This is a genomic window from Haliea salexigens DSM 19537, assembly GCF_000423125.1.
GTDB lineage: Bacteria > Pseudomonadota > Gammaproteobacteria > Pseudomonadales > Halieaceae > Haliea > Haliea salexigens.
The window spans coordinates 136,243-161,203 of the sequence record NZ_AUHJ01000001.1 but is presented as its reverse complement, the minus strand read 5'-3'; the positions used below and the strand labels follow the sequence as shown (position 1 = coordinate 161,203).

The window sequence follows — 24,961 nt, the reverse complement described above, 5'->3', positions numbered from 1 at the left end:
TCTGGCGGAGGTTGGTTAACCATGTCTGGCAATACTCTTGGCAAGCTGTTCACGGTGACCAGCTTCGGTGAAAGTCACGGTCCGGCGCTGGGCTGCATCGTGGATGGCTGCCCCCCGGGGCTGAGCCTGACCACGGCAGACATGCAGCGCGACCTGGACCGGCGCAAGCCGGGCACCTCACGCTTTACTACCCAGCGGCGGGAAGCGGATGAAGTGCAGATTCTGTCCGGGGTGTTTGAAGGGCGCACTACCGGTACCTCCATTGGCCTGCTGATCGCCAACACTGATCAGCGTTCCAAGGACTACTCAGACATCGCCAATACCTTCCGTCCGGCACATGCAGACTATACCTATCAGCAGAAGTACGGTTTTCGCGATTACCGCGGCGGCGGGCGCTCATCGGCTCGCGAGACCGCCATGCGCGTGGCCGCCGGAGCGATCGCGCGCAAATTCCTGCACGAACGCTATGGCATTGTTATCCGCGGCTATCTGGCCCAGCTGGGCCCCATTCGCGCTGAAACCGTGCAGTGGGACAGCGTGGAGAGCAATCCGTTTTTCTGCCCCGACCCGTCAAAAGTCAGTGCAATGGAAACCTACATGGCGGCGTTGAACAAGCGCGGGGACTCCATTGGCGCGCGCATCAACGTGGTGGCCAGCGGCGTGATGCCTGGGTTGGGAGAGCCGGTCTTCGATCGCCTCGACGCCGATATTGCCCATGCCATGATGGGTATCAACGCGGTCAAGGGCGTGGAAATCGGTGCCGGCTTCGCGGTTGTGGAGCAGCAGGGCAGTGAGCACCGCGACCTGCTGACGCCGGAGGGCTTCGTCGGGAACAATGCCGGCGGCGTGCTGGGCGGCATCTCCAGCGGACAGGATATTACCGTGAGCCTGGCGCTGAAACCCACCTCCAGCATCCGCCAGCCCGGTGCGACCATCGACACCGCAGGTACCGCGATGGAGATGGTGACCCACGGGCGTCACGACCCCTGTGTCGGCATTCGCGCCACCCCTATCGCCGAGGCGATGCTGGCGATTGTGCTGATGGACCATGTGTTGCGTCACCGCGGTCAGAACATGGATGTGAGCTGTACCACGCCCGTTTTACCCGCGTCGGCACCTGCACCGGCATCGTCGCGCTAGGCGCTGCCATGGCACGCTCCAGACGCCGTTATCTACGCACGCTTATTCTCGGGTTGCTGGCCATGGCGGCTCTGGTATGGGGTGCGGTGGACAGTTTCGACATTCCCCCCGAGCGCATCTGGGACATGTTCCTGATGACGCTGACGGTGGTTGGCTTGCTGGTGCTCGCAGCGGCCCTCGCGGCCGCGCTGTGGATTGGCTTGCGTCGCCTGTCAACGCGCGACTGAATTGGCCCCCAGGTCTATCTCCAGGGTCATTTGTTCTGCAATGCCATCGAGCGCGTCGGTGAGGGCCTCCTGCGATGCGCCCTGGGGTACTTCCGCGAGTATCTCCGCGCGAAACAGGGGCTCACCGCTCATCGGCGCGCTGCTCACTTCACTTTCCATGTCGATGACATTGACCTGTTCTGCCGCCAGCGCACGTGAAATCTCCCGCACAATGCCGGGCCGATCCGGCCCGAGCACTGCCAGGGTGATGCGCTGACCCGCAGCGGGTGCCGCGGCGACACTCGCGGGTGTGACCCGCACGCTGATGCCGCTGCTCGCCAGGCCCTTGAGCGCTTGCTCCAGGGTATCTCCGGCGTCCTCCGCCAGGGTAACCAGCACCAGGCCCGCAAACTTGCCGCCTAGCTGTGAGAGCCGGCTTTCCTGCCAGTTGCCGCCGCAACGCTCAATCGCGCTGGACAATTGTTCGACGAGGCCGGGGCGATCGTCCCCAATGAAGGTTACGATAAAAGAAGATTGCACAATCAGGCTCCACATTCACTGCCACAGCCCGTATATTAACCCGCAACCCCATGTGGCAGAAGGAAACAACCATGAAATATGTACTGGCACTGTTATTGGCTGTGGCCCTGGCTCCGGCTCATGCTGCTCTCGATTGGGAGAGCGCCCTGAACGGCGAGCAACGTGCCGCAGAGAACAAGGCGCGGGACAGCTCCCGTCACCCGCGCGAGACACTGGAGTTTTTTGGCCTCAAGGAAGGCATGACCGTGGTCGAGTTGTCGCCCGGTGGTGGCTGGTATACCGAGGTATTGGCGCCACTGGTGGCCAAGGACGGGCAGCTCTACGCGGCACATTTCGGCATGAATATCTCGTCCAATGGCTATTTCCGCAACGCGTTGGGCGGATTCCTGCAAAAGCTCGCCGCAAACAATGATTTGTACGGCGCTGTCACTGTGACACAACTGGCGCCACCGGCAGAGACCACCGTCGCCCCCGCGGGCTCCGCTGACCTCGTGGTTGCTTTCCGCAACATCCACAGCTGGATGCGCATGGATAGCCTCGATGCAACGCTCGCCGCCGCGTTCACGGCACTCAAGCCCGGTGGCACGTTGGGCGTTGTGCAGCATCGCGCGCCTTCAGGTGATGACCTCTCGGCAATGGCGAAGAGCGGCTATGTCACTGAAGCGCATGTCATCGCCGCTGCAGAGAAAGCCGGCTTCAAGCTGGACGCGCGCAGTGAGATCAATGCCAACCCGCGGGATACAGCTGATCACGCCGCTGGCGTCTGGGCACTACCGCCGGCGCTGCGCGGCGCTGAAGAAGACCGCGCCAAGTACGAGGCCATCGGCGAAAGCGACCGCATGACCCTGCGCTTCGTCAAACCGGCGTGAGCCTTGGCTGACCTGCTCGAGATACCGCCTTCCCGCCTGTCGCCAGAGGTTCTGGGCGCGCTGCTGGAGGAGTTTGCCAGTCGCGATGGTACCGATTACGGCGACCGCGAGCTGAGCCTGGGCGCCAAAGTGCAGCAGTTGCGTGGCCAGCTGGACACTGGCGAGCTCGTCTTGCTGTATGACGGCGACAGTGAAACCTGGGACCTGCTGCCGCGTGACAGCGCCCGGGTTTTGTTGTCCGGCGGGGTGCTGTCGTGACCGGCGCCGCAGACCACACCCTGGATGTGAGCGGGCTGTACTGCCCCGAGCCGGTCATGCTGTTGCACAACTGTATTCGCGACATGCAGGTGGGCGAAACGGTTCGCGTGGTCGCGACTGACCCCACCACGCAGCGCGACATTCCGAAGTTTTGCTCCTTTCTCGGCCATGAACTGCTCTCCGAGACGGAGGAGGCCGGCAACTTTCTGTTCCTGTTGCGCAAAGGCAGCTGATGGCGTCCACCACCCAGCCTTCTCGCGCCCACGCGCCCGTGTTCTGTGCCCGCCGCGTGGAGCGTGTGTTCGCGCAGTGTTTCCTGCAGTCTGAAAACACGCTGTTGTGCGGCGGTGCAGACGAGCCGCTGTATGCGCCGTCGACCCAACCGGGTGAACCGCATCGGCTCTGGTTTCGCGAGGACTACTTTGCCAGCGCGCTGCATGAAACCGCGCACTGGTGCATTGCGGGTGCCGCGCGCAGGCAACAGGTGGATTTCGGGTATTGGTATGCGCCGGAGGGCCGTGATCCTGCGGCGCAGGCCGCCTTCGAGTCGGTAGAGGTACGGCCACAGGCACTGGAGTGGTGTTTTTCCATTGCCTGTGGCTTTCCCTTTCGGATCAGTACCGACAATCTGGCGGCAGAGGTCGGGGAGGCTGGCGACCACAGCGCCTTCGAGTCCGCCGTGCGTCGTGAGGCCCTGCGCCTCGCCGGAGCCACCTTGCCGCGCCGCGCCGCAGTATTTTTCCGCGCGCTGCAGGTCGAGTTCGACAAGCGAGGCGCCCTGACGCCGGCGCTGGTGAGGGCAACGGCGGTGCCCTCAGCTGATCCCCGCTGATGCGCATTCTCGCCGACCAGAATATTCCCGGGTTGCACGATTGCTTCGGTCATATGGGCGAACTGCGAGCGGTGGAGGGTCGCCGGATTACCGCCGCGGACTTGCGCGTGGTGGATGTACTGCTGGTGCGCTCGGTGACACGCGTCGATGCGGCGTTATTGCGCAACAGCCCGGTGCGATTTGTCGGCAGTGCCACCGCGGGGCTGGACCATGTGGATATCGACTGGCTGCGGGCGGCCGGTATCGCCTTTGCGGCAGCCCCCGGTGCCAACGCCAACGCGGTGGTGGAATACGTGCTGGCAGCCATTGCGGCGCAACCCGGGGTGCTGGAGCGGCTCCTCGCCGGAGGCCGTGCCGGTATCGTCGGCTATGGCCACGTCAGTCAGTTACTGCGGGCGCGCCTGACAGCGCTGGGAATTGCCAGCCTGCAGTATGACCCCTGGCTGCCAGCGGGCGCGGTGCCTGAGCCGGCGCCTTTGGCCAGCGTGCTGGCGTGCGATGTGGTCTCGCTGCACACCTCACTCACCCGCGCCGCGCCCTGGCCCAGCTACCACCTGCTGGGCCACACGCAACTCGCACAGCTGGGTGCCGGCTCCCTGCTTATCAACGCCAGCCGGGGGGAGGTGATCGACAGCGCTGCACTGCAGGCGCGGCTGGAGGCGTCGGATGCCCCGCGCTGCGTGCTGGATGTCTGGGAATTCGAGCCGGAGGTGTCGCCGGCACTGCTGGAGCGCGTCGATATCGGTACACCGCATATCGCCGGCTACAGTCTGGATGCCAAACTGACGGCGACCCGGCAACTGGCCCGGGCGCTGCAGCAGGAGTTGCGTGCGCAAGAGCAGGCATCGCCCCTCACCGCCGTGCTGCCTGAAACCCTGCAATTACCGCCGCATTTACGCGGTGTGGACGTGCTGCGCTGGCTGTGCGCGGCGCGCTATGACATCCACGCAGACGACAGTCGCCTGCGCGAGGTTGTGTTTGGTGCACCTGTGGAGCAGGCGCGTCACGCGTTTGACCAGCTGCGCAAAACCTACCCCGTGCGGCGGGAACTGGCGGGAAGTTTGGTGGCGGCAGCCAACTCCGACCAGGTCGAGTGGGTGAAGGCTCTGGGCGCAGTCGTGGTATGAGCGGGTTGAGGAGATTGTTGGTGTTGCAGAGTGGAGCGGGAAACCGGGTTCGAACCGGCGAGGCTACGCGCCCCGCCTCAACCATGGCAAGGTTGCACTCTACCAAACAGTAGGCAGCGATGAGCGGGTTGAGAAGATTGTTGGTGTTGCAGAGTGGAGCGGGAAACCGGGTTCGAACCGGCGACCTCAACCTTGGCAAGGTTGCGCTCTACCAACTGAGCTATTCCCGCAGCTCTTGAGTGTGAGAGAGTGGCGTCCCCTAGGGGGTTCGAACCCCTGTTACCGCCGTGAAAGGGCAGTGTCCTAGGCCACTAGACGAAGGGGACGCAAAGGCTCTCAATCAAGAGGCGCGCATTGTAGGTAGAGAGCCAGAAGACGTCAATACCTGAAGGTGCACTTTTTGCGATCTCGCGGGGGCAGAGGGCTGGCTAGGTGAGTTGCAGGCGTGCGGCGGCGTTACCCTGATAGTCAAACAGCTCGCCGCGAGCGGCCGCCTCGAGGCGCGCTTCATCCAGCGCCTGGAAAGTCGCGATTTCCTCATCGGTCAGCACGTGCAGGCAATCGCCGCCCAGAAACCACAGCAGTGTGCGCGGAAACGTGGGGGCAAACTCGGGTTGGTGGGTGAACAACCGCATCACCAGCGGCGGCCCCTGGATATACAGCGCCTCATCGGGCAGGCGATAGCAGGCATCGGCGAGCTCACGCAGCGGGTTCTCCGAATCCAGGCCTGCTGTGCGTTGATTGAGGGTCGTTGCGAACTCGCGCCAGAGCCCGCGGCAGTGCTGTAAATATTGCGTGTCGTCCATCGTCTCGTTCAGTGCGGCGATTGCAGGTACAATGCAGCGCTTGAATTCTCCCGTGGGTATACCGAGGCGGCATGATACCAGCACTGACCATTGAAAATCTCACCAAGCAATACGCCGGCGGCTTCCAGGCCCTGAAAGGCATAAGCCTTGAAGTGCAGCATGGCGATTTCTTTGCGCTGCTCGGCCCCAACGGGGCTGGCAAGTCGACGACCATTGGCGTGATCTGCTCGCTGGTGGCAAAAACGGCGGGCCGGGTGGCGGTATACGGTACTGATATCGACGAGGACTTTGCCGGGGCCAAGAAAAATATCGGCATCGTGCCGCAGGAATTCAACTTCAACATGTTCGAACAGCCGTTCGACATTGTGGTCAATCAGGCGGGTTACTACGGGATGCCGAAGGCGCTGGCCAGCGAGCGCGCTGAGCAATATCTGCGTGAGTTGGGCCTGTGGGACAAGCGTCATGTGCCCTCGCGCATGCTCTCCGGTGGCATGAAGCGGCGACTGATGATTGCCCGTGCCCTGGTGCACAATCCGCGCTTGCTGATCCTTGATGAGCCCACGGCCGGGGTGGATATCGAGATGCGCCGTTCCATGTGGGACTTCCTGCAAAAACTCAATCAGGAGGGGACAACGATCATTCTCACCACGCACTACCTTGAAGAGGCCGAGGCCTTGTGCCGTAATATCGCCATCATCAACCACGGCGAGATCGTGGAAAACAGCTCCATGCGCGACCTGCTGCGCCGGCTGCATCGCGAGGTGTTCATCTTCGATGCGGTGGACGAGCTGCCCGACGTGGTGGAGATCGAAGGGTTTGGTGTGCGGCGCGTGGATGAGCGCACGCTGGAGATAGAAGTCGAGAAGGGCCAGCATATCAACGAGGTGTTTGCGGGGCTCAGTCAGGCCGATATTCGCATCAGCAGCATGCGCAATCGCGCAAACCGGCTGGAAGAGATGTTTGTACGGCTGGTGGAGGGTGCGCAATGAATTTTCAGGAACAATGGGTCGCCCTGGTCACGATCCTGCGCAAGGAGGTGAAGCGCTACCTGCGTATCTGGACCCAGACACTGCTGCCGTCCGCGATTACCATGTCCTTGTATTTCGTGATTTTCGGCTCGCTGATCGGGTCGCGCATCGGTGACATGGGCGGCTTCACCTACATGCAGTTCGTGGTGCCGGGCCTGATCATGATGGCCATTGTGACCAACTCCTACTCCAATGTGGTGTCGTCTTTCTTCGGCTCCAAATTCAACCACAGTGTTGAAGAGCTGCTGGTGTCGCCCACGCCGAACTACATTATTCTGCTGGGCTATGTGATTGGTGGCGTGAGCCGGGGGTTGCTGGTTGCGGTTATTGTTACGCTGGTGTCGCTGTTCTTCACCGACCTGCACATGCACAGCTTTGCGGTCGTGGTGATCATTGTGCTGATGACCTCCATCCTGTTTGCGCTCGCGGGTTTTATCAACGCGGTGTACGCCAACAACTTCGATGACATCTCGATTATTCCAACGTTTGTGCTGACGCCGCTGATTTACCTGGGCGGTGTGTTCTATTCGATGGACCTGCTGCCTGATTTCTGGGCCGCTGTATCGAAGCTCAATCCGCTGGTCTACGTGGTGAATGCGTTTCGCTATGGCGTGCTCGGTGTGTCTGACGTCAGTCTCAGTGTGGCCTTTGGCATGATTGCCGTGTTCACCGTCGCGGCCTGGTGCTACAGCATGCACCTGCTGAATACCGGTAAACGGTTGCGGCAGTAAGCCGTGGCACTGGACTCAGAAGCGCTGCTGCTGGGCAAGCAGGTACCCGCAGCCACCCAGTATGCGCCGGAACTGCTTTATCCCATCCCCCGCCGCGAAGGGCGCGCTGCGCTGGGTTTGACCGAGCAGCTTCCCTTCGAGGGCATTGACGTCTGGCATGCCTACGAGCTGTCCTGGCTGGATAGCCAGGACAAGGCGCTGGCCAGAGTAGGGCGTTTCACCATTCCCGCCAGCACGCCGAACCTGGTGGAGTCCAAGTCTTTCAAGTTGTATCTGAATTCCCTCAACAACACGGTGTTTGACGATGAGGCTGCCGCCCTGGCCTGTATTGTGCGGGATGTCAGTGCCGCCGCGGGCGGTGAGGTTGCGCTGGCAGTATTCGCCCCCGATGACCCTGCTCTGACGGGCGCTCAGCCCGATGGGTTGTGCATTGACAGCGCTGCCGGGCGCTGGCCCCGGCGGGAGCCCGACGCCAGTATGCTGCAGTGCGCGCCCGCAAATGTGGCGGAGGAGCGGCTGTACAGTCACCTCCTGCGTTCTCTGTGCCCAGTAACCGGTCAGCCCGATTGGGCAACGCTGTGGTTGCACTACCGCGGGCCCGCACTGGATCACGCGGCGCTGCTCAGCTATATCCTGGCCTATCGCGAACATCAGGATTTCCATGAGCAGTGCGTGGAGCGTATCTTCTGCGACCTCCAACAGGCCTGCCACCCCGAATTTCTACACCTGCAGGCCTTTTACACCCGCCGCGGTGGGTTGGACATCAATCCATTTCGCAGCAGCGGTGGCGGCGAGCCGCCGTGGCTGCGTTTGGCGCGGCAGTAGCACCAGAACCCGCGCTTAGCGCACAGGCGCAGTGGTTTTTCCTGCAAGTGTTGGGGGCCGCCGCTATGGCCGCCCAGGCAGGTCTTGACTCCAGCGCCGCCCTCGGCAACAGTTGTGCGACAACAACAACAAAATCAACGTTTATTGGAGGTCGACATGGCTGAAGTTCCTGTTCACTTTCTCGCCGTTCTGGTCGCCACGTTCACCGCGTTTGTGATCGGCGGCCTGTGGTATTCCCCCCTGCTGTTTGGTGCCGCGTGGATGCGGGCTGCCGGCCTGACCGAGGCGCAGGTAAACAGTGGAAACAAGGCTAGAATCTTTGGCCTCGCCTTCGTTTTCCTGTTGGTGATGGCGCTCTGCCTGGAGCGGTTTCTGGCCGCACCCGGCGTGACTCTGGCCACCGGCACGCTCTACGGCTTTCTTACAGGGTTTGGCTGGCTGTTTTTCGCCACGGGGGTTATCACGCTGTTCGAGCAACGCCCCTGGTCGTACCTGCTTATAAACGGGGGCTATTGGGTGGTGGCGCTCACCGCGATGGGTGCGGTGTTGGGCGGTTGGCGCTAGCGAGGACGTCAACGCGGTAGAACAAACTGCCGCTAAAACGCTGGCAAGCGCTAGCGGTTATGTTATTATCCGCGCCCTCACGGTGAGGTGGCCGAGTGGTCGAAGGCGCACGCCTGGAAAGTGTGTAACGGGCAACCGTTCGAGAGTTCGAATCTCTCCCTCACCGCCATTATGGAAAGTAAGCTGTTGATTTAATTAGATAAAAATCCATACCGAAATAGTTACCAACAAAAATACCAACATACTGCGGCTCTACCCACTGTGGATGATGCCATCGGAACGCCGCACCGCCCATCCACAATGGGTCAGCACCCTCAGCCGGTAATTCTCAAAATTCTTGGACCCATAGGCTTTTCGGGCCACCATCTCGTACTGTCCGCCAAAAACCCCGCCTGCCCTTGGATGACTAAGTGGTGCCAGTGGCACCACTTAGTCCGTCGGGGCCTGACGGGCTTTCCCTTGGCACAGGCGTCGTATTCCGTTGCGCCAAGTCGCGCGGTCCTACCGTGTGGCCATACACGCGCCCGGCGATGACGGGTTATCCTGCGTACTGGCCATTTGCTCTTCTCTTCTTGTCCCCCTTGGATGCGTTGTGCCGTCCGATGCGCCCTCGTCACTACATAGCGTAGCGGGGTAGTGACGAGGGCTCGGAGCCCCGAAAGTACGCCGGCGCCAGGCCGCTTTTCGGCAGGACGCGCGCGTGACGGGTTCCTAGAATACCCGCCGTAGACCGAAATACCCGTGGCCACTGCGGATCAGTGGCACAGAGGGCGCCCGCCCTCGACCGTTCGGTTACAACGGGCCTGTGCGTCCAGGACTGTACTCGGCGCACCGACCCCAGGGTCGTCAGTCCATTCTCCACGCCATCGACTCAGGTCGGTGCTTTCCATCAAGTCCCTCGTTGTCTCCGGCATTCTCCAGGCTTGCCTACAGAGTCTCGGGGCAACGATTTGATCCACATCGCGACAGATCGTCGCTTAACTCAAAGGAGGTGTTTATGTCACACCCGTTATCAGTCGGCCCCCTGGGGCCACGTGTGTATACACGACAGCGATCTCCCCCAGGAGATCAGTTGTGTAGCCTGTTTACAGGCGCATTCAGGTCGTAAGGGAGTGGTGTCCCGTGATCCTTGCCGGTTTCCGGATGCGGTGGGTTAGTCCCCCTGCCTGATCAGAAACACTAACCGAGACAGATAAAACACCGTGAGAGACCTGAACTACCAAATCAAGCAGCTCTGCCCGCGAAACCAGGACGGCTCTGCGTTGCAGGGCGGAAGGTACAGACCAATGGGCGACAAAAATCCCTGTCAGCGCGTGTCGGGGTTTGTGGTTACACTGTAACCACTTTACCGCGGTTAGGTTATGGCAATTCAAGTGCGATTTCGTGACGTTGCCTCGCTGGCAATGGTGGAGACAGGGCCCGCGATACGGCGCGTGCCGGCGCAGACAAGCTTGTGCAACGTCTCTACTAACAGGACGCCGACTTTGCCGTTGCTGAACGTTTGCAAGAGGTGGCGATAGACACGGGCTTGCCCGCCATGCAGCTTGCATTGGTCTGGGTACTGGCCAGGCCAGAGATTCCGTCATCCATTATTGGTGCCAGTAAGATGCAGCACCGCGAGGATGCGGTTGTGGCACTGGAGATTGAACTGACCACGGAAGATCTGGCCCGATTGGAGGAGGTGTATCGGCCGCGCGGGGTTCTGGGCCATCAATAGTCCTCCCCGGTTTGGTACGCTGTGCGGTGCCTGCGGCAGCAGTCTACTCTAGTCGAGCGCCGTAAGGACCCATTCCTTGATCCGCGGATAGTCGGCCTTGCCGCTGGCCGCGCGGCCAATGGTATCGATGGTCAGAATGTGACGCGGTACCTTGTAGCCGGCGAGATGTTCGCGCACGTGCGCCTGCAGTGCCTCTGGTGTTGGTTGCGAGCCCGGCTTCGGTTCGATAACTGCGGTAATAACCTGGCCCCAGCGCTCGTCGGGGACTCCGACTACCAGGCAGTCGTGCACCAGAGGGTGTGATTTCAGTGTGGCCTCTACCTCTTCCGGGTAGACTTTTTCACCACCGGTGTTAATGCAGATATTGCCGCGTCCCAGGAATTTGATCGTGCCATCTGCGAGCAACTCACACCAGTCACCGGGTTTGGCGTAGCGTACGCCGTCGACTGTCACAAAGGCTTCGGCAGTCTTCGCATCGTCCTTGTAATAGCCGACGGGGAGGTCGCCGGTTACTGCGAGAAAGCCCTGTTCGCCACTGCCGGGTTTCACTTCGCGCAGATCTTCCGTGAATACTCTGGCGTTGGGCTTCAGTTTCATGACAATGTTCTTGTTGTCGAGATCACTGTCCCTGGTTGTGGTGGCCGTCGCAGATCCGGGGGATTCTGACGAGCCCATGTTGTCCATGATGGCCACATCGGGGATATGAGCTATTATGCGGCGTTTGTTTACCGGGCTGAAGATCATCGCAGTAGAGTTGATGACCATCAGGCTGGAGAGGTCGAACTTGCCAGAGTGTGCGTCCAGGGCATCGGCCAGTGGCTTGGCGAATGCGTCTCCGGCGATGGTCAAAACCCGGATTTGGTACCTTTCGATGCACTCCAACACACGCTGTGGATTGAAGCCCCGTGTGGCCATGATGATATTGGTGTTTCCATACGCTAGGGAGTTCATGCTGGAGTAAAGGCCTGCTCCGTGCATGAACGGCATTACGGTAATCATGGAGGCCTGGTTGCCGCTCGGGGTCAGAGGCATGTCCGCGGGTGTTTGCGGAATGGTTCCCATTGGATCCTTGATATTCCGTCCGATCATGTTCCAGAGGGCTTTGTGCTGCCACATGACGCCCTTGGGCAGGCCGGTGGTACCGCCGGTGTAGATGAAAATCAGGTCTTCAGGCGAGCGCTGGATCTGCAAGGGCTTGCCATCTCCAGCAGACACGAGATTCTCGTAGGCGAGCGCACCCTCCAGATCCGCGGTCGCTGCTCCGACTTCAATGAATGCCACGACCTTGTGCAGGCGCGCACGGATGTTTTCCAGCACCGGTGCAAACTCGGCATCGTAAACAACGAAGCGTGTATCGCTGTTGTCGAACAGGTAATACAGTTCGTCCTCGCGATAGCGGAAATTGACGTTGACGTGAACCAGCCGGGCCTTGAAGGCGGCGACGGCGGTTTCCATGTACTCCACCCGGTTGCGTTGATAGATGGCGATCTTGTCATCAGGTCGCGCGCCCAACGCAAGCAGTTGCTGCGCCAGGTTGTTGGTGCGGCACTTGAACTCACCGGCATATACCGTGCGGCAAGTGCCGGCGTCATCCTCTTCGACAAAGACTGGAACCTCAGGCTGCAGAATACTGTCGACACGATCGTATAGATCACCGAAGTTCATGGGCATGCTGCTACCTCGCGTATTTATTTCGCTGACCCTGCCCCACACAATACTGGAAGTAAAATGCGCGCGGCATGAAGCGCTGATATAAAGATTCTGTGGGCCTGGTCTCGCGAAGTACAGTCGCATTTCAGGCTTGTCCCACAGTCCTAATGCGATTGGGCGGGGGTCGCGCGCAGTGCTATAAAGGCAGCCTGTTTCTTCTGTAATCGGGAGTGAATGTGGATATCAAGAATAGCAAGGCCATCGTTGTTGGAGGCGCTTCGGGTATGGCGCTGGCGACTGTCGAATTGCTTGTAAAGCAAGGCGCCAGAGTCGCGATACTGGATCTGGAAACGTCGAACGGTGCCGAATTGGCCGCGGGCCTTGGCATTCCATTCGCCGCCTGCAATATTCTGGACTATGAGCAGACGGAGCAGGTCCTGCGAGACACATCGGCCAAGCTTGGAGGGCTCAATATTGTCGTGACCACTGCCGGCGGCGGTATCGCTAAACGCACCCTGTCCAAATCGGGTCCTCACCCAATGGCGGATTTCAGCAGGGTCATTGACCTGAGTCTTAACGCGACCTTCAATATTTCGCGCATCGCGGCGGATATCATGCGGGCGGAGCAAGCCAATGAGGACGGCGAGCGTGGGGTGATCATCAACACCGCGTCTATCGCAGCTTTTGAGGGGCAGATTGGCCAGGTGGCCTATTCGGCGGCGAAAGCGGGTGTCTCTGGTATGACCCTGACCATGGCGCGGGACCTTGGTAGTCTGGGAATACGGGTCATGACTATCGCTCCCAGCCTTTTCGCCACCGGCATCACCAAAGGGATTCCGGCGGAGATGGCTTCCGACCTGACCAGGGACGCGGCCTTTCCCAAGCGCATGGGGCAGCCACATGAATACGCACTGCTGGCTCGCAGCATCATTGAGAATCCAATGCTGAACGGGACGACCATCCGCCTTGATGCGGGTATTCGCTTCACGCCCAAGTAAGCCCGCGCTGCAGCAACGAAAGCGCCAGCCACTTGACCTGCGGAGTAGAGAGCATGCCTATGGACAACACACCGGTCCTGGTCGGCGTCGGCCAATTTACCGAACACCTGGATGACCCCGAGTATCGCGGCCTGTCGCCCCAAGAGCTGGCAACCAATGCGGCGCTGAGAGCTTTGGCTGACGCCGGTGCCGGCGAGCAACTGCTGGCTTGCCTGGACGTTGTTGCCGCCGTACGTACAGTCGGTGACTCGGTGGCCCCGCCAATGCGCAAGTTCATGGCGCCCTTCGGCGGTAGTGACAACTTCCCGGGCTCGGTAGCGCGCCGTCTGGGGTGTGAGCCTGCGCGGCTTGTATACTCACCCGCCTGCGGCGACGAGCCCCAGAAGCTGGTGGGCGAGTTCAGTGAACAGATTGCGCTGGGCAACTGCCGTGCCGCGCTGCTGGTGGGGGCGGAAGCCATCGCCACTCAGCGCAAGGCGCAGGCGGAGCGGCGGCGACTGGACTGGAGCGAGTCTGTTCCGGGACCGCTGGAAGACCGGGGTCGTGGTACAGCCCAGCTGAAAACGCGGCACATGACTGACCACAAGATGGAGATGCCTGCCACTGTGTATCCCTTGCTGGACCACGCGCGTCGGTCGCGGCTGGGGCTATCCAGGGAAGACTACAGCCAATGCATCGGTGAGCTCTTCTCTGGCTTTGCCCGAGTCGCCGCAGACAATCCCTACGCGATGTCCCGCGAGGCGTTAACCGCAGCGGATATAGCCGAGACCGGCGAGCGCAATCGGCTGATCGCGGATCCCTACACCAAGGCCATGGTCGCCAGGGATTGGGTCAATCAGGGCGCAGCAGTGGTGCTCACTTCCGTGGGCCTGGCACGTGAGCTGGGTATTGCCGAAAACAAGTGGGTTTATCTGCACGGCTACGCTGACGTCAGCGAACAGGGGGTACTGGACCGGGAGGACTTGGGGGCATCGCCGGCGCTGGCGCTGGCCTACAACAACGCCCTGCAGCGCGCGGGCAAGACCATTCATGACATGCAGTATCTCGAAATCTACAGTTGCTTTCCCATTGCCGTATTCGCTGCCTGCGACGCCCTGGACATAGCGAGTGACGATCCTTGTGGTCTCACGGTTACCGGTGGTCTGCCTTTCTTTGGTGGTCCAGGCAACAATTACTCTATGCACGGTATTGCCAGCATGGTGGAGAAGCTGCGTGCAGACCCCGGCAGCTTCGGTATCGTCGGCGCCAATGGCGGTTACCTGTCCAAGCATTCGGTGGGTGTCTATTCCACCGCAGCACCCGAGCGCTGGCGGGCGTGGGCCAGCCGCGACCTGCAGGAAAAAATCGACGCCCTGCCGGTGCCTGAGTTCAACGAATCCCCGAAAGGCTGGGCAGGCGTTGAGACCTATACGGTGCTTTACCAGAAAGATCGACCGGTCACCGCGATTGTGGTCGGCCGCTTGCATCTGGGTGGGGCTCGCTTCGTTGCGCTGACCGAGGATGCAGAGACGTTGCAGGGTATGCTGGCCCAGGATCCGCTGGCTGCGAATATCTTTGTCCGCTCCTATGGTATCGGCAACCGTTTTGCGTTTTCCGAAGAGAGCCTCGAAATCCAATTTCCTGCATCTGACTCATCGCCAGCACCAGCCTGACTCCGGCTGTCCTTTTGCGGAGATCTGGGGGCGGAGAGTGCGCGCCGTCTTGGCTACCGCGCTTTACCAGATCAAGTGCAGCTCACGCAGCCCCATAACCGAGCCCCCTGTGAACACGGCCGGTCGGTCCGGGCACAGTGAGAACGCAGGCAAGGTCTGGCACAGCGTGCGATAGGCGATCGTCAACTCAATGCGAGCCAGGTGCGCTCCCAGGCACGCGTGCGGTCCGGTATTGAAGGCGACATGCCGCGGACCCTTGCGGTCGAGGATAAAGTCCTGTGGGTTCTCGAATGCGTTGGGGTCGAGGTCAGCCGCTGCCTCGCTGAGCATGACCATGTCACCCTCGGCCAGCTGGATGCCGTCGAAGTCGTAATCGCGGGTAACCACACGAGCGGTGTTCACAAAGCTGTAGCGGCGCAGCGCTTCCTCGACCACCGCAGGGACGATATCCGGGTTGTTGCGAATGCGTGCTTGCAGATCATGGTCTGTGGCCAAATGCCGCGCGCCGAAGGACATGGCGTTGACTACCGTATCAAGGCCCGCCAGGAAGAACAGCAGGCAATAGGCCTGGATTTCCTCGGTCTTGAGCGGGCGGCCGTCAATTTCGGCGCTGAACAGACTGCTGATGATGTCGTCCCCCGGATGTTGGCGCCGCTCCTCAATCACTTCGCTCATGAACTCCGTGATCTTCAGCATGTTCTCCATGCGTACTGGCGGTTCAGTGGAAGTCAGGGCGGTGACAGCCCAGTCGCGGAATTCAAGGCGACGCTCCAGGGGCAGGCCAACCCAGCGCATGAAAATGCTGATGGGCAGGGGCTCGGCAACTGCGCTGACAAATTCGCAGTGACCATCTGGCGCCACTGCAGTGATCAGCTCGCGTGACAACTCCTCAATGGCGGGCTCCATGGTTCGCATTTTGGCGGGTGCGAATGCCGGAGCGATGGCCGCCCGGTAATGCCCGTGCTCGGGAGGATCGATATTGATTGGGATCAGCAGGAAGGGCTGTTCTGTAGGCGGGATATTGACCTTGTTACTGGAAAATATTTCAGGGGTCCTGGCTGCCGCGCAGAACCGTTCGTAGCTGGTCAGTACCCAGTGACCGCCGTTGGCGGTGCTGTAGAAAATGCCACCCGGGAAGCGGGCGCCCAACTCGGCGAATCGTTGATGGGGATCGGTGAGCAGCGCAGTGTCGGTCAGGTAGTCGAATTCGTAGATGAGCTCGGCGGGTACATGGGCGGGTGCGTTCATGACAGTTTTCCTTTGTTGATGACATCCTTGAGCAAACCCAGAACATCGTGTTCCAGCAGGACAGCAAGCAGGTTTTCCCTTGCCCTGTCCAGACCCTTGGCGCCGTGGCCGTAGCCGCCACGAGTCACGGTTTTGATATGCGCGTCAAGGGAATCCAGGCTGAACAGGCCGTAGTCCCGCCAGGCCGGCTCCGGCTCAAGTGTCACCCCGCGGCCGGCGAGCTCGGCGAGATAGTGGTCGAACAGTGCCCGCTCATGCTGTTCACGAGCTTCCGGGTCCAGTGCAGTCATGAGGAAATACACGACATCGCGCAGTCCGTGACCCCGGTACATCACCTGCCAGTCAAAAAATCCTGCGCTTCCGTTCGGTGCTGAGTAGGTATTCCCCAGATGGCTGTCCCCATGCAGTACGGTAGCGGGGAGGGTCTCCCAGTAGCTGTAGACGGCGCGATCATTCTTGTCCCAGAGCGCCACAAGCTCGCGAATGTCAGCGGGCAGCGACTGGCCCGCCTCACTCTGCAGGTACTGCTGGCGGGCGGTGTGGAATGAGCGCTGATGCCATTCGAAACCAAAGCGCAGTGTGCGTGGGCGGACCCAGGCAAGGTCGGAGGCAAAGCGCGGTGTCTCCCAGTACTGGCCGTGGATTTGAGCGAGTGCGGTGAGCACTGCCTGCGCATGCTCCAGTGGACAGTCGTCGGCTTGCCAGAATGGCTTCAGTCCACGCTCCTCCAGCACTTCCATCAACAACAGGAAGCGGCCACCGGGATAAAACTGGGCGAACCAGGCCCTGGGGCTGATCTCTGTCAGCTCCGCCTGCAGCTGGTTGTAGAACCGTACCTCGTTTTCCGCCATGTGTAATAGCGACAGGGTTTCCCGCAGGTAAGGTTCCTCGGGTGTCGCCTTGACGAAGATGGCAGCGGGTAAACCTGCATCACGGCCGGCACGGTTCCAGTCGAGTTTCCAGAGACGCCGCTGTGTCATTCCGTCATGGGAATCGACCAGAGTGCCGTGCTCAAGTACGGCGCCGGGCACATTGTGGGCAAGGCTTTCCTGCAGGAACGCCGGTGTCACGTCGGTATCATGCCAGGGCCCATCCGCTGCCAGGTTCGGCGCATGTGCCAAGGCCATGTCCGCGGTCTCCAGCATGGCGAGGGCATTTTTGTGCAGCGCGTGTTGATTGGCTTCGGTCATCATCGGGCTCCTGGTTACGGCGGCATTTTCAGCTGATTTTGCATTCAGGACGGGTAGTCGAGACCAAGTTGGTCTGCCAGGAACAGAATCAGCAGCTGGTGGTCCATGCGCTGTTTGTGGTCTTGCAGAGCATCGCCCAGGGCCAGTCCCACCGTCAGTGCGGCGATCATGGGTACGAGCTTGCGCAATGGCAGGCGCGGAGTTACTCCAGCCTTGCGGAAAAGCTTCTCCAGCATTTCCCCCACGCGGTGGGTGACGCGATCGGATGCCTCGTTATAGCTGATGGCAAAGGCCGGGTCTCTTCGGGCTTGCAGGCGTAGCTCAATGACAAACAGGTTCCAGCGGCTATCGGCAATGAATTGCGCAAAGCGCGTTTCCAGCAGGGGCAGCAAGCTGACCACCGAGTCACAGGCTTCTATTGCCTGTATCCAGGAGTCCACTTCCTCCTGCTGACGCAACAGTGCCGCATCGATCAGAAGCTCTTCCTTGCTGCTGTAATTGGCATAGAAGGCACCGCGGCTGTAGCCCGCGGTTTCGGTAACCGCATCGATGGTGGCGCCGGTGAAGCCCCGCTTCGCAACCAGCGTGACCAGCGCGTCCCGCAGGCGTTGTCGCGTTTGTTCGCGCTGTTGGTCCCGTGTCAGACGTGGCATAAGAGGCCGCTTTGAAAAAATCGCATACCTAAATGTATTCAAATACACTATTGTATGTCAAATGCTTTTTTGCATATACTGAATTTTGTCTGGCCGAGTCGAAGCTGAAGCCCGCCACGGTCTTGTTCAACTATGTGCTTTGAGGAAACTGTCATGTCGCAAGCTCTGGGAGCGAAAGTCTGGGTAGGACAAGAGGGGCTGGCCACGGCGTCGGGTGGTGTGCACGAGCATCACAATCCTGCGACCGGTGCATGGCAGGCCTCGGTACCGCTGGCTGGCAGGGCAGAGGTGGAGAAAGCTGTGGCGAAAGCCCAGTCAGCATTTCAGGAATGGCGCTGGATGAACCCCTCGCAGCGGCGCCAGATCCTGCTCAAGTTTGCCGATCTGATTGAAGCCCGCACCGAGGAGTTTGCCCGGCTGACCACGCTGGATGGAGGTTCGCCCCTGCATTTCGGTGGCTATGCCGTGCAATTGGCGGCGGAGTGGTTCCGCTACTATGCCGGTCTGGCCGACAAGCTGACAGGCGAAGTACTGGGAACGATCAAGAATCGTGGTGAGTTTTCCTACACCGTGCCAGAGCCCATCGGAGTGGTCGGCATCATCATTACCTGGAACGGTCCCTTGATCTCCCTGGGTATGAAAGTTGCACCAGCACTGGCAGCCGGCAATTGCGTGGTGGTAAAGCCCGCCGAGATCACCCCTTTTGCCCCGGACCTGTTTGCCCGACTGGCTGCCGAAGCGGGTATCCCGGATGGCGTTTTGTCCCTGTTTCCCGGTAATGCAGAAGCGGGTCAGGCACTGTGTGAGGACAAGCGCGTGCGGCTGATCAGCTTCACCGGCGGTCCCGTCACCGCGCGCAAGATCATGGCCACCTGTGCGGAACAGATCAAGCCCACCATCATGGAACTTGGTGGCAAGTCGGCCAGTCTGGTGTTTCCGGATGCAGATCTCGACCGTGCTTGTGAAGAGGCGGTTCGCGGCAGCATCGGCATACTGTCCGGGCAGGGTTGTGCCATTCCCACACGTCTGCTGGTACATGACGATATCTACGACGAGGTGTTGGCGCGGATCGTGGCCATTGCCCGTGAATACAAGGTCGGCAATCCGCTTGAGGAGGGTGTGCAGGTGGGGCCTGTTATCAGCGCCGCAGCCTGTGATCGTATCACTGCAATGCTGGATCGTGTGCGCAATGAAGATGCGGGGCGGATATTGCTGGGCGGGAAACGCTGTGGTGGTGAGCTTGCGAACGGCTATTTCATCGAGCCCACGATTATTGCCGATGTGGACCCCTGGAGCGAGATATCGCAGCTGGAAATATTCGGTCCGGTGCTGTGTGTGATGAAGTTCACTACTGAAGAGGAAGCGGTGGCGATTGCCAATAACACCGAGTATGGCTTGTCTGCCTATATCCAGTCCCGCGATGTGTCGCGCGTCCACCGGCTGGCGGAGCAGTTGCATGCCGGAGGCGTTTACGTCAACGGCGCCTTTCAGATTCATGCGCATACACCGTTCGGCGGCGTCGGTATCTCCGGCTTCGGCAAAGAGGGTGGCCGCGCGGGTCTCGACGAATATCTGCACTACAAAACGGTCGGCATCCTCGGCTGAGTTTTCACTCCATAACATCGACAAGGAATTGCAGGCATGACGAAACAACTCCTGGCAGGGGAAGTCGCGCTGGTCACCGGTGCGGCAGGCGATCTCGGGGCGGTATTCGCAAGGGCATTGGCAGAGGCAGGCGCCAGTGTGGTTTTGGCCGATCTCAATGGGAGCAAGGCAGAAACCGAGGCAGAAGAGCTGCAGAACGAGGGCTTGCAGGCCTTCGGGGTGGCGATGGATGTGACTTCCGAGGAGAGCGTCGCTGACGCTTTTGAGCGGTCGATGTCCCGGTTTGGTACGGTGACCATACTGGTGAATGCCGCTGCATTGATGAAGGAAATTCCGACCATGGATCCGTTGGCTTTGGATCTCACCTGGTGGAACCGGGTAATGGACGTAAACCTCACCGGACCCCTGCGCACCATTCGGGCGGCGGTGCCGCACATGCAGGCGTTGGGTCGCGGCAAGATAGTCAACGTCAGCTCCGGCGGTGCCTTCATCCCCTCTGGGGTTTACGGTGTGTCGAAATTGGGCCTGGTCAGCCTGACCACCAGCCTGGCCAAGCAGCTGGGTTCCTCCGGGATCAACGTCAATGCGCTTGCGCCGGGGCACATGAATACCAGTTCCGGGCATGAGGCCCGCCACCATGACGACGCGCTGGTGGCCGCGCTGTCCCACGCGGTAGCCCTGAAAACACTCGGTGAGGCGAAAGACCTGGTGGGGGGGCTGCTGTTCTTGTGCTCATCCCAGAGCGACTGGGTAACCGGGCAGACGCTCAGTATTGACGGCGGCTGGATCATGCGCCTGTAGGTGCGTACTTTTTGAGGAGCAAAAAACTGTGCCAAAGATACATTACATTCAGCATGACGGAGGTGAGTTCGAGGTGGAAGCCGCGGTTGGTACCACGGTCATGCAGGCTGCGGTCGACAACGGTGTAGACGGCATCCTCGCCGAATGCGGCGGCTGCTGCAGCTGCGCCACCTGTCACTGCTATGTGGACGAGGCATGGCTGGAGCAATTGCCGGAGCCCGATGTCATGGAGAAGGGGTTGCTGGGCTGCGCCCTGGAGCCCCGGGACAACAGCCGTCTGTCCTGTCAGATTGAAGTCACTGAGGCGCTGGACGGCCTGGTGGTGCGGCTGCCGCGCGCTCAGTACTGATCGCGGGGCATTGTCGCTCAGTCACTGTGCCAGGTGGACGAAGGTTTGCTCATCGCCATCACCAGCTTGTACAGCGCATGTTGCGCGGCGTCGATGCCCACCGCTACCTGCTGCAGTTCAGCCAGTGACACTGGCCGGGAGCTGTGCGCATCACCCGTGGTGACTGCCATTTCCACCGTGCCGTCCGCCGGGTTGGGCGCCATAGCTCCTTGCAGATACTCGTTGCGCTGCGTCTCGGCGCCGCGAAGTTCCTCCACAACAGTATGGTAATCGGCCAGTCCCGGGTGTTGTGGAAGAAGTGTCTGGCACAGGTCTTCCAGTAACGCCAGGCGCTGTGCAAAGCTGCCCCGGGTGAAAACCGTATCCACCCGCGCGTCTCCCAGGCTGTTGAACCCCGCCAGATTGGCGTTAGCCAGGCTCAGCAGCTGCTGCAGGCGCTCCCACAGCAGCGCGATGCGGCCGACCGCTGCTAGATAGTTGTCCGGCAGCGGCCAGTCATCCAGGTCCAGTGTGCGCGGTTGCTCCGTCATCGTTTCCTCCCAGCGTCGAACCTGCAGTGTAGCCCCTGCCTGCGTGCCGCCCCAGTCGCGTTTCCGTGGTGCCCTTCAAGTGACGGTAGCGATGGTGCGACCCAGGCTCTCCAGCGCGCTGGCGCCGTGGGGGCTTGCCATCTCCAGCTCCCGGGCCAACAGGCAGTAGCGAAACAGGGGATAGTCGCGATCCACACCCGTGCCGCCATGCACCTGCTGGGTGGCGTGGCTGATGCGGTGCAGGGCTTCCACTGCATTGATGCGCGCGCTCAGGACAGCCTGTTCGATGGTGACCGGGTCGGTTGTGGCAGAATCGTAATGGCACACTGCCTGGGCTTGGGTGGCGCGCAGGCACTCCAGGTCGATGTGGCAATCGGCCAGCCGGTGGGCAACTGCCTGGAAAGTGGCTATCGGCTTGCCAAACTGTACTCGTTCGCTGCAATGGTCGACCGCCAGCTGCAGCATCTGCTCACAAAGCCCTATGGCAATTGCATTGTTGCCAAGCACCAACAGCCATTCAACCCGGCGCAAAAAATCGAGGGTTGGTCCGTCCGTCGTCAGTAAACGGCAGGGCGTTTGAACGAGTGTCATAGTGGCGATGGCATTGCCGCTGGTAGTGATGTTAAGGCTGCGTTCCACACCCGGCGCATCCGCTGCAAAAAGGCAGATGGCGGTTTCACCCTGGTAGTCTGCGACAGTCCACAGGTGAGTGATGCAGCTGTCACCTGGCGCCAGCAGTCGGCTACCGTCCAGAACCAGGTCCCCGCTGTCGTTGTTGCTGCAGATGCTGCTGTGCCTGGCGCTACCGCTGGTCGGTCTTGCACCAGCCTCAGCGGCTTGTAAGGCGGGCGCCAGCAGCGCGCGCCCTGCCGCGATCTCGTTGAGCAGCTTGTCGCGGTCAGCGCTGGATGGCAATAACTGCAGTGGTATCGTGCCCGCTGCCTGCGTAGGCAGCAGTGGCAGGGGCGCGACATAACGGCCCGCCTCAGTCAGCACCAGTAACAGGGTTTCCAGATCCAGCCCCATACCGCCGAACTGTTCGTCGATGGCGAGACCGGGCAGGCCGGCCGCGATCACTTCCTGCCACAGCTGCGGGTCGAAACGGTCCTGCTCCAGGTCGACCTGGCGCAGGCGATCCTGGGTGCAGAAGTCGGCAAACAGGCGCCGTGCCAGATCCTGTACCTGTTGCTGGGTGTCGTTCAGGGAAAAATCCACGTTGATCTCCTCTAGCGTGGCAGGCCGAGGCCGGCATTGGCGATGATGGTGCGCTGCAGTTCGTTGGCGCCGCCGCCAAAGGTCAGCACAGAGCCTTTGCGATACCAGGCCTCGATCAGGCCGTCGAGAGCCGCAGCGTTGCCGCTGCGCAGGGCGCCAGCGGTGCCGAGGATCTCTCCCAGTCGGCGGCAGACTTCAACGAACAGCTCGGAGCCGTAGACCTTGCAGGTCGATGCCTCGACCATGCCGGTGCTGCCCTGGTCCATGCGCCAGGCAGCCTGCAGGCACATCACGCGAAGCGCTTCGAGCCTGGCGTGGCACCAGGCCAGATTGCGCTGCACCCAGGGGAGCTCCAGCAGGGGCTGCCAGGCAGCGTCTGCTTGCAGCAGTTGCAGGACCTGGTCATAGAGCTTGGCGACATGGCCATAGCTCGCCAGGGAGAGACGCTCGATATTGAGCTGGCCGGTAATCAGCGACCAGCCCTGGTTGATTCCGCTGATACGCCAGGTGTCAGGGATGCGCACGTTGTCGTAGTAGGTGGCGGTAGTGGTCACGCCCATGGTTTCGATCAAGGTGTGCGAGTAGCCCGGCGTGTTGGTAGGTACCAGAAAGACGGTCAGTCCCTTGTGTCGGGACGCCGGGTCCGGGTCGGTACGAGCAGCGAGCCAGATGTACTGGGCAAAGTTGGCGCAGCTGGTCCAGATTTTCTGGCCATTGATCACCCAATCGTCGCCGTCGCGCTCGGCGCGGGTTTTCAGAGCGGCGAGGTCGCTGCCTGCGCCAGGTTCCGAGTAGCCAATGGCGAGGTAGCTGTCGCCATTCAGTATCTCCGTTACCAGTCGCTCGCGGATAGCGTCCTGAGCGTGGCGCGCCAGCACCGGGCCTATGGAGTTGGCGGAGAGCTGGGGCCAGGGGAAGCCGGCGCGTTTGGCTTCATCCACCAGCAGGTACTGGCTTATCGCATCGGCGCCGTCGCCGCCCAGTTCCTTCGGCCAGGACAGCCGTATCCAGCCGTCCGCCCCCAGTTGGCGCAGTTTCTCCCAGTAGACCGGGCCCCCGCCATGGCTGAATTCACGCTGCGCCAGCTCGGCGACAAAGTCCGGTGTCATCATGACCTCGGTCATGTACTTGCGGACGCGCTGGCGGAAGGATTCCTGGTCGGGGTTGAGGTCTAGATTCATGATCGTCTCCTGTGTCAGGCGCTGGCCAGCAGCTTGTTGAGTTGCTCGCTGGCATCGATGAAATCCGCCAGCATGTCCTGGATAACCTGGCGCACGCTGGTCTCATGCTGCATGTCCCCGACCAACTGGCCCACCGGATAGGTCAGGTAATCGTCGGCGTGGGCGCGCTCAATGCGCATCAGGCTTTCGGCCACGGCCATGGTTTGCATTGGCATGGGCAGCGCCGGTGGCGCATCCGCCGAATCCCAGGCTTCGGTAAACTTGCTGCGAAGCATGCGGCAGGGTTTGCCGGTGCGACAGCGCGACTGGATGGCATCATCGGAGCGCGCCTCGAAAAGGCGTGCTTTCATGGCGGTGGACAGTTCACTCTCCGCGGTGCCCAGCCAGATGGATCCACACCAGATGCCCGCTGCACCCATGGCCATGGCGGCAGCCATCTGGCGACCGCTGCCGATGCCGCCCGCCGCCAGCACCGGGACCGGGGATACAGTTCCGATGACCTGGGGCCACAGGATCATTGAGCTGATCCTGCCGGTGTGACCGCCGGCCTCGGAACCCTGCGCCACGATCAGGTCTACCCCGGCCTCCACCTGTGCAGCGGCGTGCTCCACCTTGCCGATGAGTGACCCAACCTTGAGGCCGCGGGCGTGCAGTTCAGCAACGCGTTCCCGCGGCGGGGTCCCCAGCGCATTCACCAGCAGGCTTACCTGCGGGTGGCGCAGGGCTACCGCCACCAGTTCCTCGGCGGTTTCCGGCGTCATGTGGATCTTGCCAATATGGTCTGCCAGCTGGGCCTCGCCTTCGGCTGTCAGCGGCGCCGCGCCAGCCTTGGCGCATAGCGCATCACTGAATTCCCTGTGTGCCGTTGGCACCCGCGCCCGGACCTTGTCGAGGGTCATCTGCTGGGAGGCGGCCTGGTCATAGCGGTTGGGGATCAGGATATCGACGCCGTAGGAGTTGCCATCAACATGGGCGTCAATCCAGGCCAGCTCCTCTTCCAGCTGCTCTGGAGTGAATGCCGAGATCCCCAGCACCCCCATGCCGCCGGCCTTGGACACTGCCGCGACGACATCCCTGCAGTGGGAAAATGCAAAGATGGGCAGCTCGATATTGAGCAGTTCTGTGGCGGGTGTTTTCATGGCTGGTTCTTGTGGTCCGCTGCAAATAGGTTAACTATATGCCTTGTGCTGCAACAAGCGAATGACAATAGCAGGCAGCGATGCTCACAAATATGCTCACGAGTTGG

At 61.0% G+C, this 24,961-nt stretch carries 26 protein-coding genes, 3 tRNA genes and 1 pseudogene; 18 read left to right on the top strand and 12 right to left on the bottom strand.

Annotated elements, in window-relative coordinates; translation table 11 throughout:
- The first annotated feature begins 21 nt into the window (after positions 1–21).
- On the top strand, positions 22–1,140 hold the full coding sequence (aroC, locus tag G533_RS0100810; protein ID WP_027948308.1) for a chorismate synthase: 1,119 nt from the start codon (positions 22–24) through the stop codon (positions 1,138–1,140).
- Between the two features lie 8 nt (positions 1,141–1,148).
- A complete protein-coding gene (locus G533_RS0100805; protein ID WP_027948307.1) occupies positions 1,149–1,367 on the top strand; it encodes a hypothetical protein in 219 nt (72 codons plus the stop codon).
- Here the strand turns inward: G533_RS0100805 and G533_RS0100800 are convergent.
- Positions 1,353–1,886, bottom strand: coding sequence for a glycine cleavage system transcriptional repressor (locus tag G533_RS0100800; RefSeq protein WP_240472330.1), 534 nt, complete (start codon positions 1,884–1,886; stop codon positions 1,353–1,355). The genes G533_RS0100805 and G533_RS0100800 overlap by 15 nt on opposite strands.
- 71 nt (positions 1,887–1,957) lie before the next feature.
- Here G533_RS0100800 and G533_RS0100795 point away from each other — a divergent pair, with 71 nt between their 5' ends.
- The 5 genes from G533_RS0100795 to G533_RS0100775 are packed head-to-tail and all read left to right on the top strand — an operon-like array spanning position 1,958 to position 4,972.
- Complete coding sequence (locus G533_RS0100795; RefSeq protein WP_027948305.1) at positions 1,958–2,755, top strand: class I SAM-dependent methyltransferase; 798 nt, start codon at positions 1,958–1,960, stop codon at positions 2,753–2,755.
- Between the two features lie 3 nt (positions 2,756–2,758).
- Positions 2,759–3,013 carry a YheU family protein gene (locus G533_RS0100790; RefSeq protein WP_027948304.1) on the top strand — a complete coding sequence of 85 codons (255 nt, stop codon included), beginning with the start codon at positions 2,759–2,761 and terminating at the stop codon, positions 3,011–3,013.
- Complete coding sequence (gene tusA, locus G533_RS0100785) at positions 3,010–3,246, top strand: sulfurtransferase TusA (RefSeq protein WP_027948303.1); 237 nt, start codon at positions 3,010–3,012, stop codon at positions 3,244–3,246. Before G533_RS0100790 ends, tusA begins: the two co-directional genes overlap by 4 nt.
- Complete coding sequence (locus tag G533_RS0100780) at positions 3,246–3,845, top strand: elongation factor P hydroxylase (protein WP_051229847.1); 600 nt, start codon at positions 3,246–3,248, stop codon at positions 3,843–3,845. The genes tusA and G533_RS0100780 overlap by 1 nt, the downstream gene beginning before the upstream one ends.
- Positions 3,845–4,972: a 4-phosphoerythronate dehydrogenase gene (locus G533_RS0100775; RefSeq protein ID WP_027948301.1), complete on the top strand. Its 1,128-nt coding sequence runs from the start codon at positions 3,845–3,847 to the stop codon at positions 4,970–4,972. The genes G533_RS0100780 and G533_RS0100775 overlap by 1 nt, the downstream gene beginning before the upstream one ends.
- 154 nt (positions 4,973–5,126) lie before the next feature.
- Here the strand turns inward: G533_RS0100775 and G533_RS0100765 are convergent.
- From G533_RS0100765 to G533_RS20020, 3 genes are all read right to left on the bottom strand, one after another.
- A tRNA-Gly gene (locus G533_RS0100765) sits at positions 5,127–5,202 on the bottom strand.
- 20 nt (positions 5,203–5,222) lie between these two features.
- Positions 5,223–5,298 (bottom strand) — tRNA-Glu (locus G533_RS0100760).
- 102 nt (positions 5,299–5,400) lie between these two features.
- Positions 5,401–5,778 (bottom strand): PA2817 family protein, encoded by a 378-nt coding sequence (locus tag G533_RS20020; protein WP_051229846.1) that lies wholly within the window; start codon positions 5,776–5,778, stop codon positions 5,401–5,403.
- A 71-nt stretch (positions 5,779–5,849) separates the two neighbouring features.
- Here G533_RS20020 and G533_RS0100750 point away from each other — a divergent pair, with 71 nt between their 5' ends.
- The 6 genes and pseudogenes from G533_RS0100750 to G533_RS0100725 form a co-directional block, all read left to right on the top strand.
- Positions 5,850–6,767 (top strand): ABC transporter ATP-binding protein, encoded by a 918-nt coding sequence (locus G533_RS0100750; protein ID WP_027948300.1) that lies wholly within the window; start codon positions 5,850–5,852, stop codon positions 6,765–6,767.
- Positions 6,764–7,537, top strand: a complete 774-nt coding sequence (locus tag G533_RS0100745) for an ABC transporter permease (RefSeq protein WP_027948299.1) — start codon at positions 6,764–6,766, stop codon at positions 7,535–7,537. Before G533_RS0100750 ends, G533_RS0100745 begins: the two co-directional genes overlap by 4 nt.
- Before the next feature lie 3 nt (positions 7,538–7,540).
- On the top strand, positions 7,541–8,362 hold the full coding sequence (gene queF / locus G533_RS0100740) for an NADPH-dependent 7-cyano-7-deazaguanine reductase QueF (RefSeq protein ID WP_051229845.1): 822 nt from the start codon (positions 7,541–7,543) through the stop codon (positions 8,360–8,362).
- A gap of 156 nt (positions 8,363–8,518) precedes the next feature.
- Entirely contained in the window at positions 8,519–8,926 is a 408-nt protein-coding gene (locus G533_RS0100735) for a DUF1761 domain-containing protein (RefSeq protein WP_027948297.1), read from the top strand.
- A gap of 81 nt (positions 8,927–9,007) precedes the next feature.
- A tRNA-Ser gene (locus tag G533_RS0100730) sits at positions 9,008–9,095 on the top strand.
- Between the two features lie 1,329 nt (positions 9,096–10,424).
- A pseudogene (locus tag G533_RS0100725) lies at positions 10,425–10,643 on the top strand (aldo/keto reductase); the annotation flags it as partial.
- Positions 10,644–10,691: 48 nt separating this feature from the next.
- Here G533_RS0100725 and G533_RS0100720 read toward each other — a convergent pair.
- Positions 10,692–12,314, bottom strand: a complete 1,623-nt coding sequence (locus tag G533_RS0100720) for an AMP-binding protein (protein WP_027948295.1) — start codon at positions 12,312–12,314, stop codon at positions 10,692–10,694.
- Positions 12,315–12,529: 215 nt separating this feature from the next.
- Here G533_RS0100720 and G533_RS0100715 point away from each other — a divergent pair, with 215 nt between their 5' ends.
- Positions 12,530–13,291, top strand: a complete 762-nt coding sequence (locus tag G533_RS0100715; RefSeq protein ID WP_027948294.1) for an SDR family NAD(P)-dependent oxidoreductase — start codon at positions 12,530–12,532, stop codon at positions 13,289–13,291.
- A gap of 53 nt (positions 13,292–13,344) precedes the next feature.
- Positions 13,345–14,943, top strand: a complete 1,599-nt coding sequence (locus tag G533_RS20015) for an acetyl-CoA acetyltransferase (RefSeq protein WP_051229843.1) — start codon at positions 13,345–13,347, stop codon at positions 14,941–14,943.
- Positions 14,944–15,006: 63 nt separating this feature from the next.
- Here G533_RS20015 and G533_RS0100705 read toward each other — a convergent pair whose 3' ends face one another.
- From G533_RS0100705 to G533_RS0100695, 3 genes are read right to left on the bottom strand one after another with little or no spacing between them, the layout of a single operon-like run.
- Positions 15,007–16,191, bottom strand: a complete 1,185-nt coding sequence (locus tag G533_RS0100705) for a cytochrome P450 (RefSeq protein ID WP_027948293.1) — start codon at positions 16,189–16,191, stop codon at positions 15,007–15,009.
- Positions 16,188–17,381 (bottom strand): protein kinase family protein, encoded by a 1,194-nt coding sequence (locus G533_RS0100700; protein WP_027948292.1) that lies wholly within the window; start codon positions 17,379–17,381, stop codon positions 16,188–16,190. Before G533_RS0100700 ends, G533_RS0100705 begins: the two co-directional genes overlap by 4 nt.
- Before the next feature lie 44 nt (positions 17,382–17,425).
- Positions 17,426–18,034, bottom strand: coding sequence for a TetR/AcrR family transcriptional regulator (locus tag G533_RS0100695; protein WP_027948291.1), 609 nt, complete (start codon positions 18,032–18,034; stop codon positions 17,426–17,428).
- A gap of 153 nt (positions 18,035–18,187) precedes the next feature.
- Between G533_RS0100695 and G533_RS0100690 the strand changes: the two genes are divergently transcribed.
- Genes G533_RS0100690 through G533_RS0100680 form a run of 3 tightly spaced genes read left to right on the top strand, consistent with a single transcriptional unit; the run spans position 18,188 to position 20,789 of the window.
- Entirely contained in the window at positions 18,188–19,639 is a 1,452-nt protein-coding gene (locus tag G533_RS0100690; protein WP_027948290.1) for an aldehyde dehydrogenase family protein, read from the top strand.
- A gap of 36 nt (positions 19,640–19,675) precedes the next feature.
- The gene (locus tag G533_RS0100685) at positions 19,676–20,440 is read left to right on the top strand and encodes an SDR family oxidoreductase (protein ID WP_027948289.1); all 765 of its coding nucleotides are present in this window, start codon (positions 19,676–19,678) and stop codon (positions 20,438–20,440) included.
- 28 nt (positions 20,441–20,468) lie between these two features.
- Positions 20,469–20,789, top strand: a complete 321-nt coding sequence (locus tag G533_RS0100680; protein ID WP_027948288.1) for a 2Fe-2S iron-sulfur cluster-binding protein — start codon at positions 20,469–20,471, stop codon at positions 20,787–20,789.
- Between the two features lie 17 nt (positions 20,790–20,806).
- On the opposite strand, the gene G533_RS0100675 is transcribed toward G533_RS0100680, so the two are convergent.
- From G533_RS0100675 to G533_RS0100660, 4 genes are all read right to left on the bottom strand, one after another.
- Positions 20,807–21,319 (bottom strand): hypothetical protein, encoded by a 513-nt coding sequence (locus G533_RS0100675; RefSeq protein WP_027948287.1) that lies wholly within the window; start codon positions 21,317–21,319, stop codon positions 20,807–20,809.
- A gap of 75 nt (positions 21,320–21,394) precedes the next feature.
- Entirely contained in the window at positions 21,395–22,534 is a 1,140-nt protein-coding gene (locus G533_RS0100670) for an acyl-CoA dehydrogenase family protein (protein WP_027948286.1), read from the bottom strand.
- An 11-nt stretch (positions 22,535–22,545) separates the two neighbouring features.
- Entirely contained in the window at positions 22,546–23,715 is a 1,170-nt protein-coding gene (locus G533_RS0100665; protein ID WP_027948285.1) for an acyl-CoA dehydrogenase family protein, read from the bottom strand.
- Positions 23,716–23,729: 14 nt separating this feature from the next.
- Entirely contained in the window at positions 23,730–24,854 is a 1,125-nt protein-coding gene (locus G533_RS0100660) for a nitronate monooxygenase (protein WP_027948284.1), read from the bottom strand.
- Positions 24,855–24,961: the final 107 nt, after the last annotated feature.

Excerpts from the sequence above, each read along its gene's own strand:
- aroC (WP_027948308.1), top strand. The coding sequence starts at position 22 with ATGTCTGGCAATACTCTTGGCAAGCTGTTCACGGTGACCAGCTTCGGT.
- G533_RS0100805 (WP_027948307.1), top strand. The coding sequence starts at position 1,149 with ATGGCACGCTCCAGACGCCGTTATCTACGCACGCTTATTCTCGGGTTG.
- G533_RS0100795 (WP_027948305.1), top strand. The coding sequence starts at position 1,958 with ATGAAATATGTACTGGCACTGTTATTGGCTGTGGCCCTGGCTCCGGCT.
- G533_RS0100780 (WP_051229847.1), top strand. The coding sequence starts at position 3,246 with ATGGCGTCCACCACCCAGCCTTCTCGCGCCCACGCGCCCGTGTTCTGT.
- G533_RS0100775 (WP_027948301.1), top strand. The coding sequence starts at position 3,845 with ATGCGCATTCTCGCCGACCAGAATATTCCCGGGTTGCACGATTGCTTC.
- G533_RS20020 (WP_051229846.1), bottom strand. The coding sequence starts at position 5,778 with ATGGACGACACGCAATATTTACAGCACTGCCGCGGGCTCTGGCGCGAG.
- G533_RS0100750 (WP_027948300.1), top strand. The coding sequence starts at position 5,850 with ATGATACCAGCACTGACCATTGAAAATCTCACCAAGCAATACGCCGGC.
- G533_RS0100745 (WP_027948299.1), top strand. The coding sequence starts at position 6,764 with ATGAATTTTCAGGAACAATGGGTCGCCCTGGTCACGATCCTGCGCAAG.
- G533_RS0100735 (WP_027948297.1), top strand. The coding sequence starts at position 8,519 with ATGGCTGAAGTTCCTGTTCACTTTCTCGCCGTTCTGGTCGCCACGTTC.
- G533_RS0100720 (WP_027948295.1), bottom strand. The coding sequence starts at position 12,314 with ATGCCCATGAACTTCGGTGATCTATACGATCGTGTCGACAGTATTCTG.
- G533_RS20015 (WP_051229843.1), top strand. The coding sequence starts at position 13,345 with ATGCCTATGGACAACACACCGGTCCTGGTCGGCGTCGGCCAATTTACC.
- G533_RS0100705 (WP_027948293.1), bottom strand. The coding sequence starts at position 16,191 with ATGAACGCACCCGCCCATGTACCCGCCGAGCTCATCTACGAATTCGAC.
- G533_RS0100700 (WP_027948292.1), bottom strand. The coding sequence starts at position 17,381 with ATGACCGAAGCCAATCAACACGCGCTGCACAAAAATGCCCTCGCCATG.
- G533_RS0100695 (WP_027948291.1), bottom strand. The coding sequence starts at position 18,034 with ATGCCACGTCTGACACGGGACCAACAGCGCGAACAAACGCGACAACGC.
- G533_RS0100690 (WP_027948290.1), top strand. The coding sequence starts at position 18,188 with ATGTCGCAAGCTCTGGGAGCGAAAGTCTGGGTAGGACAAGAGGGGCTG.
- G533_RS0100685 (WP_027948289.1), top strand. The coding sequence starts at position 19,676 with ATGACGAAACAACTCCTGGCAGGGGAAGTCGCGCTGGTCACCGGTGCG.
- G533_RS0100675 (WP_027948287.1), bottom strand. The coding sequence starts at position 21,319 with ATGACGGAGCAACCGCGCACACTGGACCTGGATGACTGGCCGCTGCCG.
- G533_RS0100665 (WP_027948285.1), bottom strand. The coding sequence starts at position 23,715 with ATGAATCTAGACCTCAACCCCGACCAGGAATCCTTCCGCCAGCGCGTC.
- G533_RS0100660 (WP_027948284.1), bottom strand. The coding sequence starts at position 24,854 with ATGAAAACACCCGCCACAGAACTGCTCAATATCGAGCTGCCCATCTTT.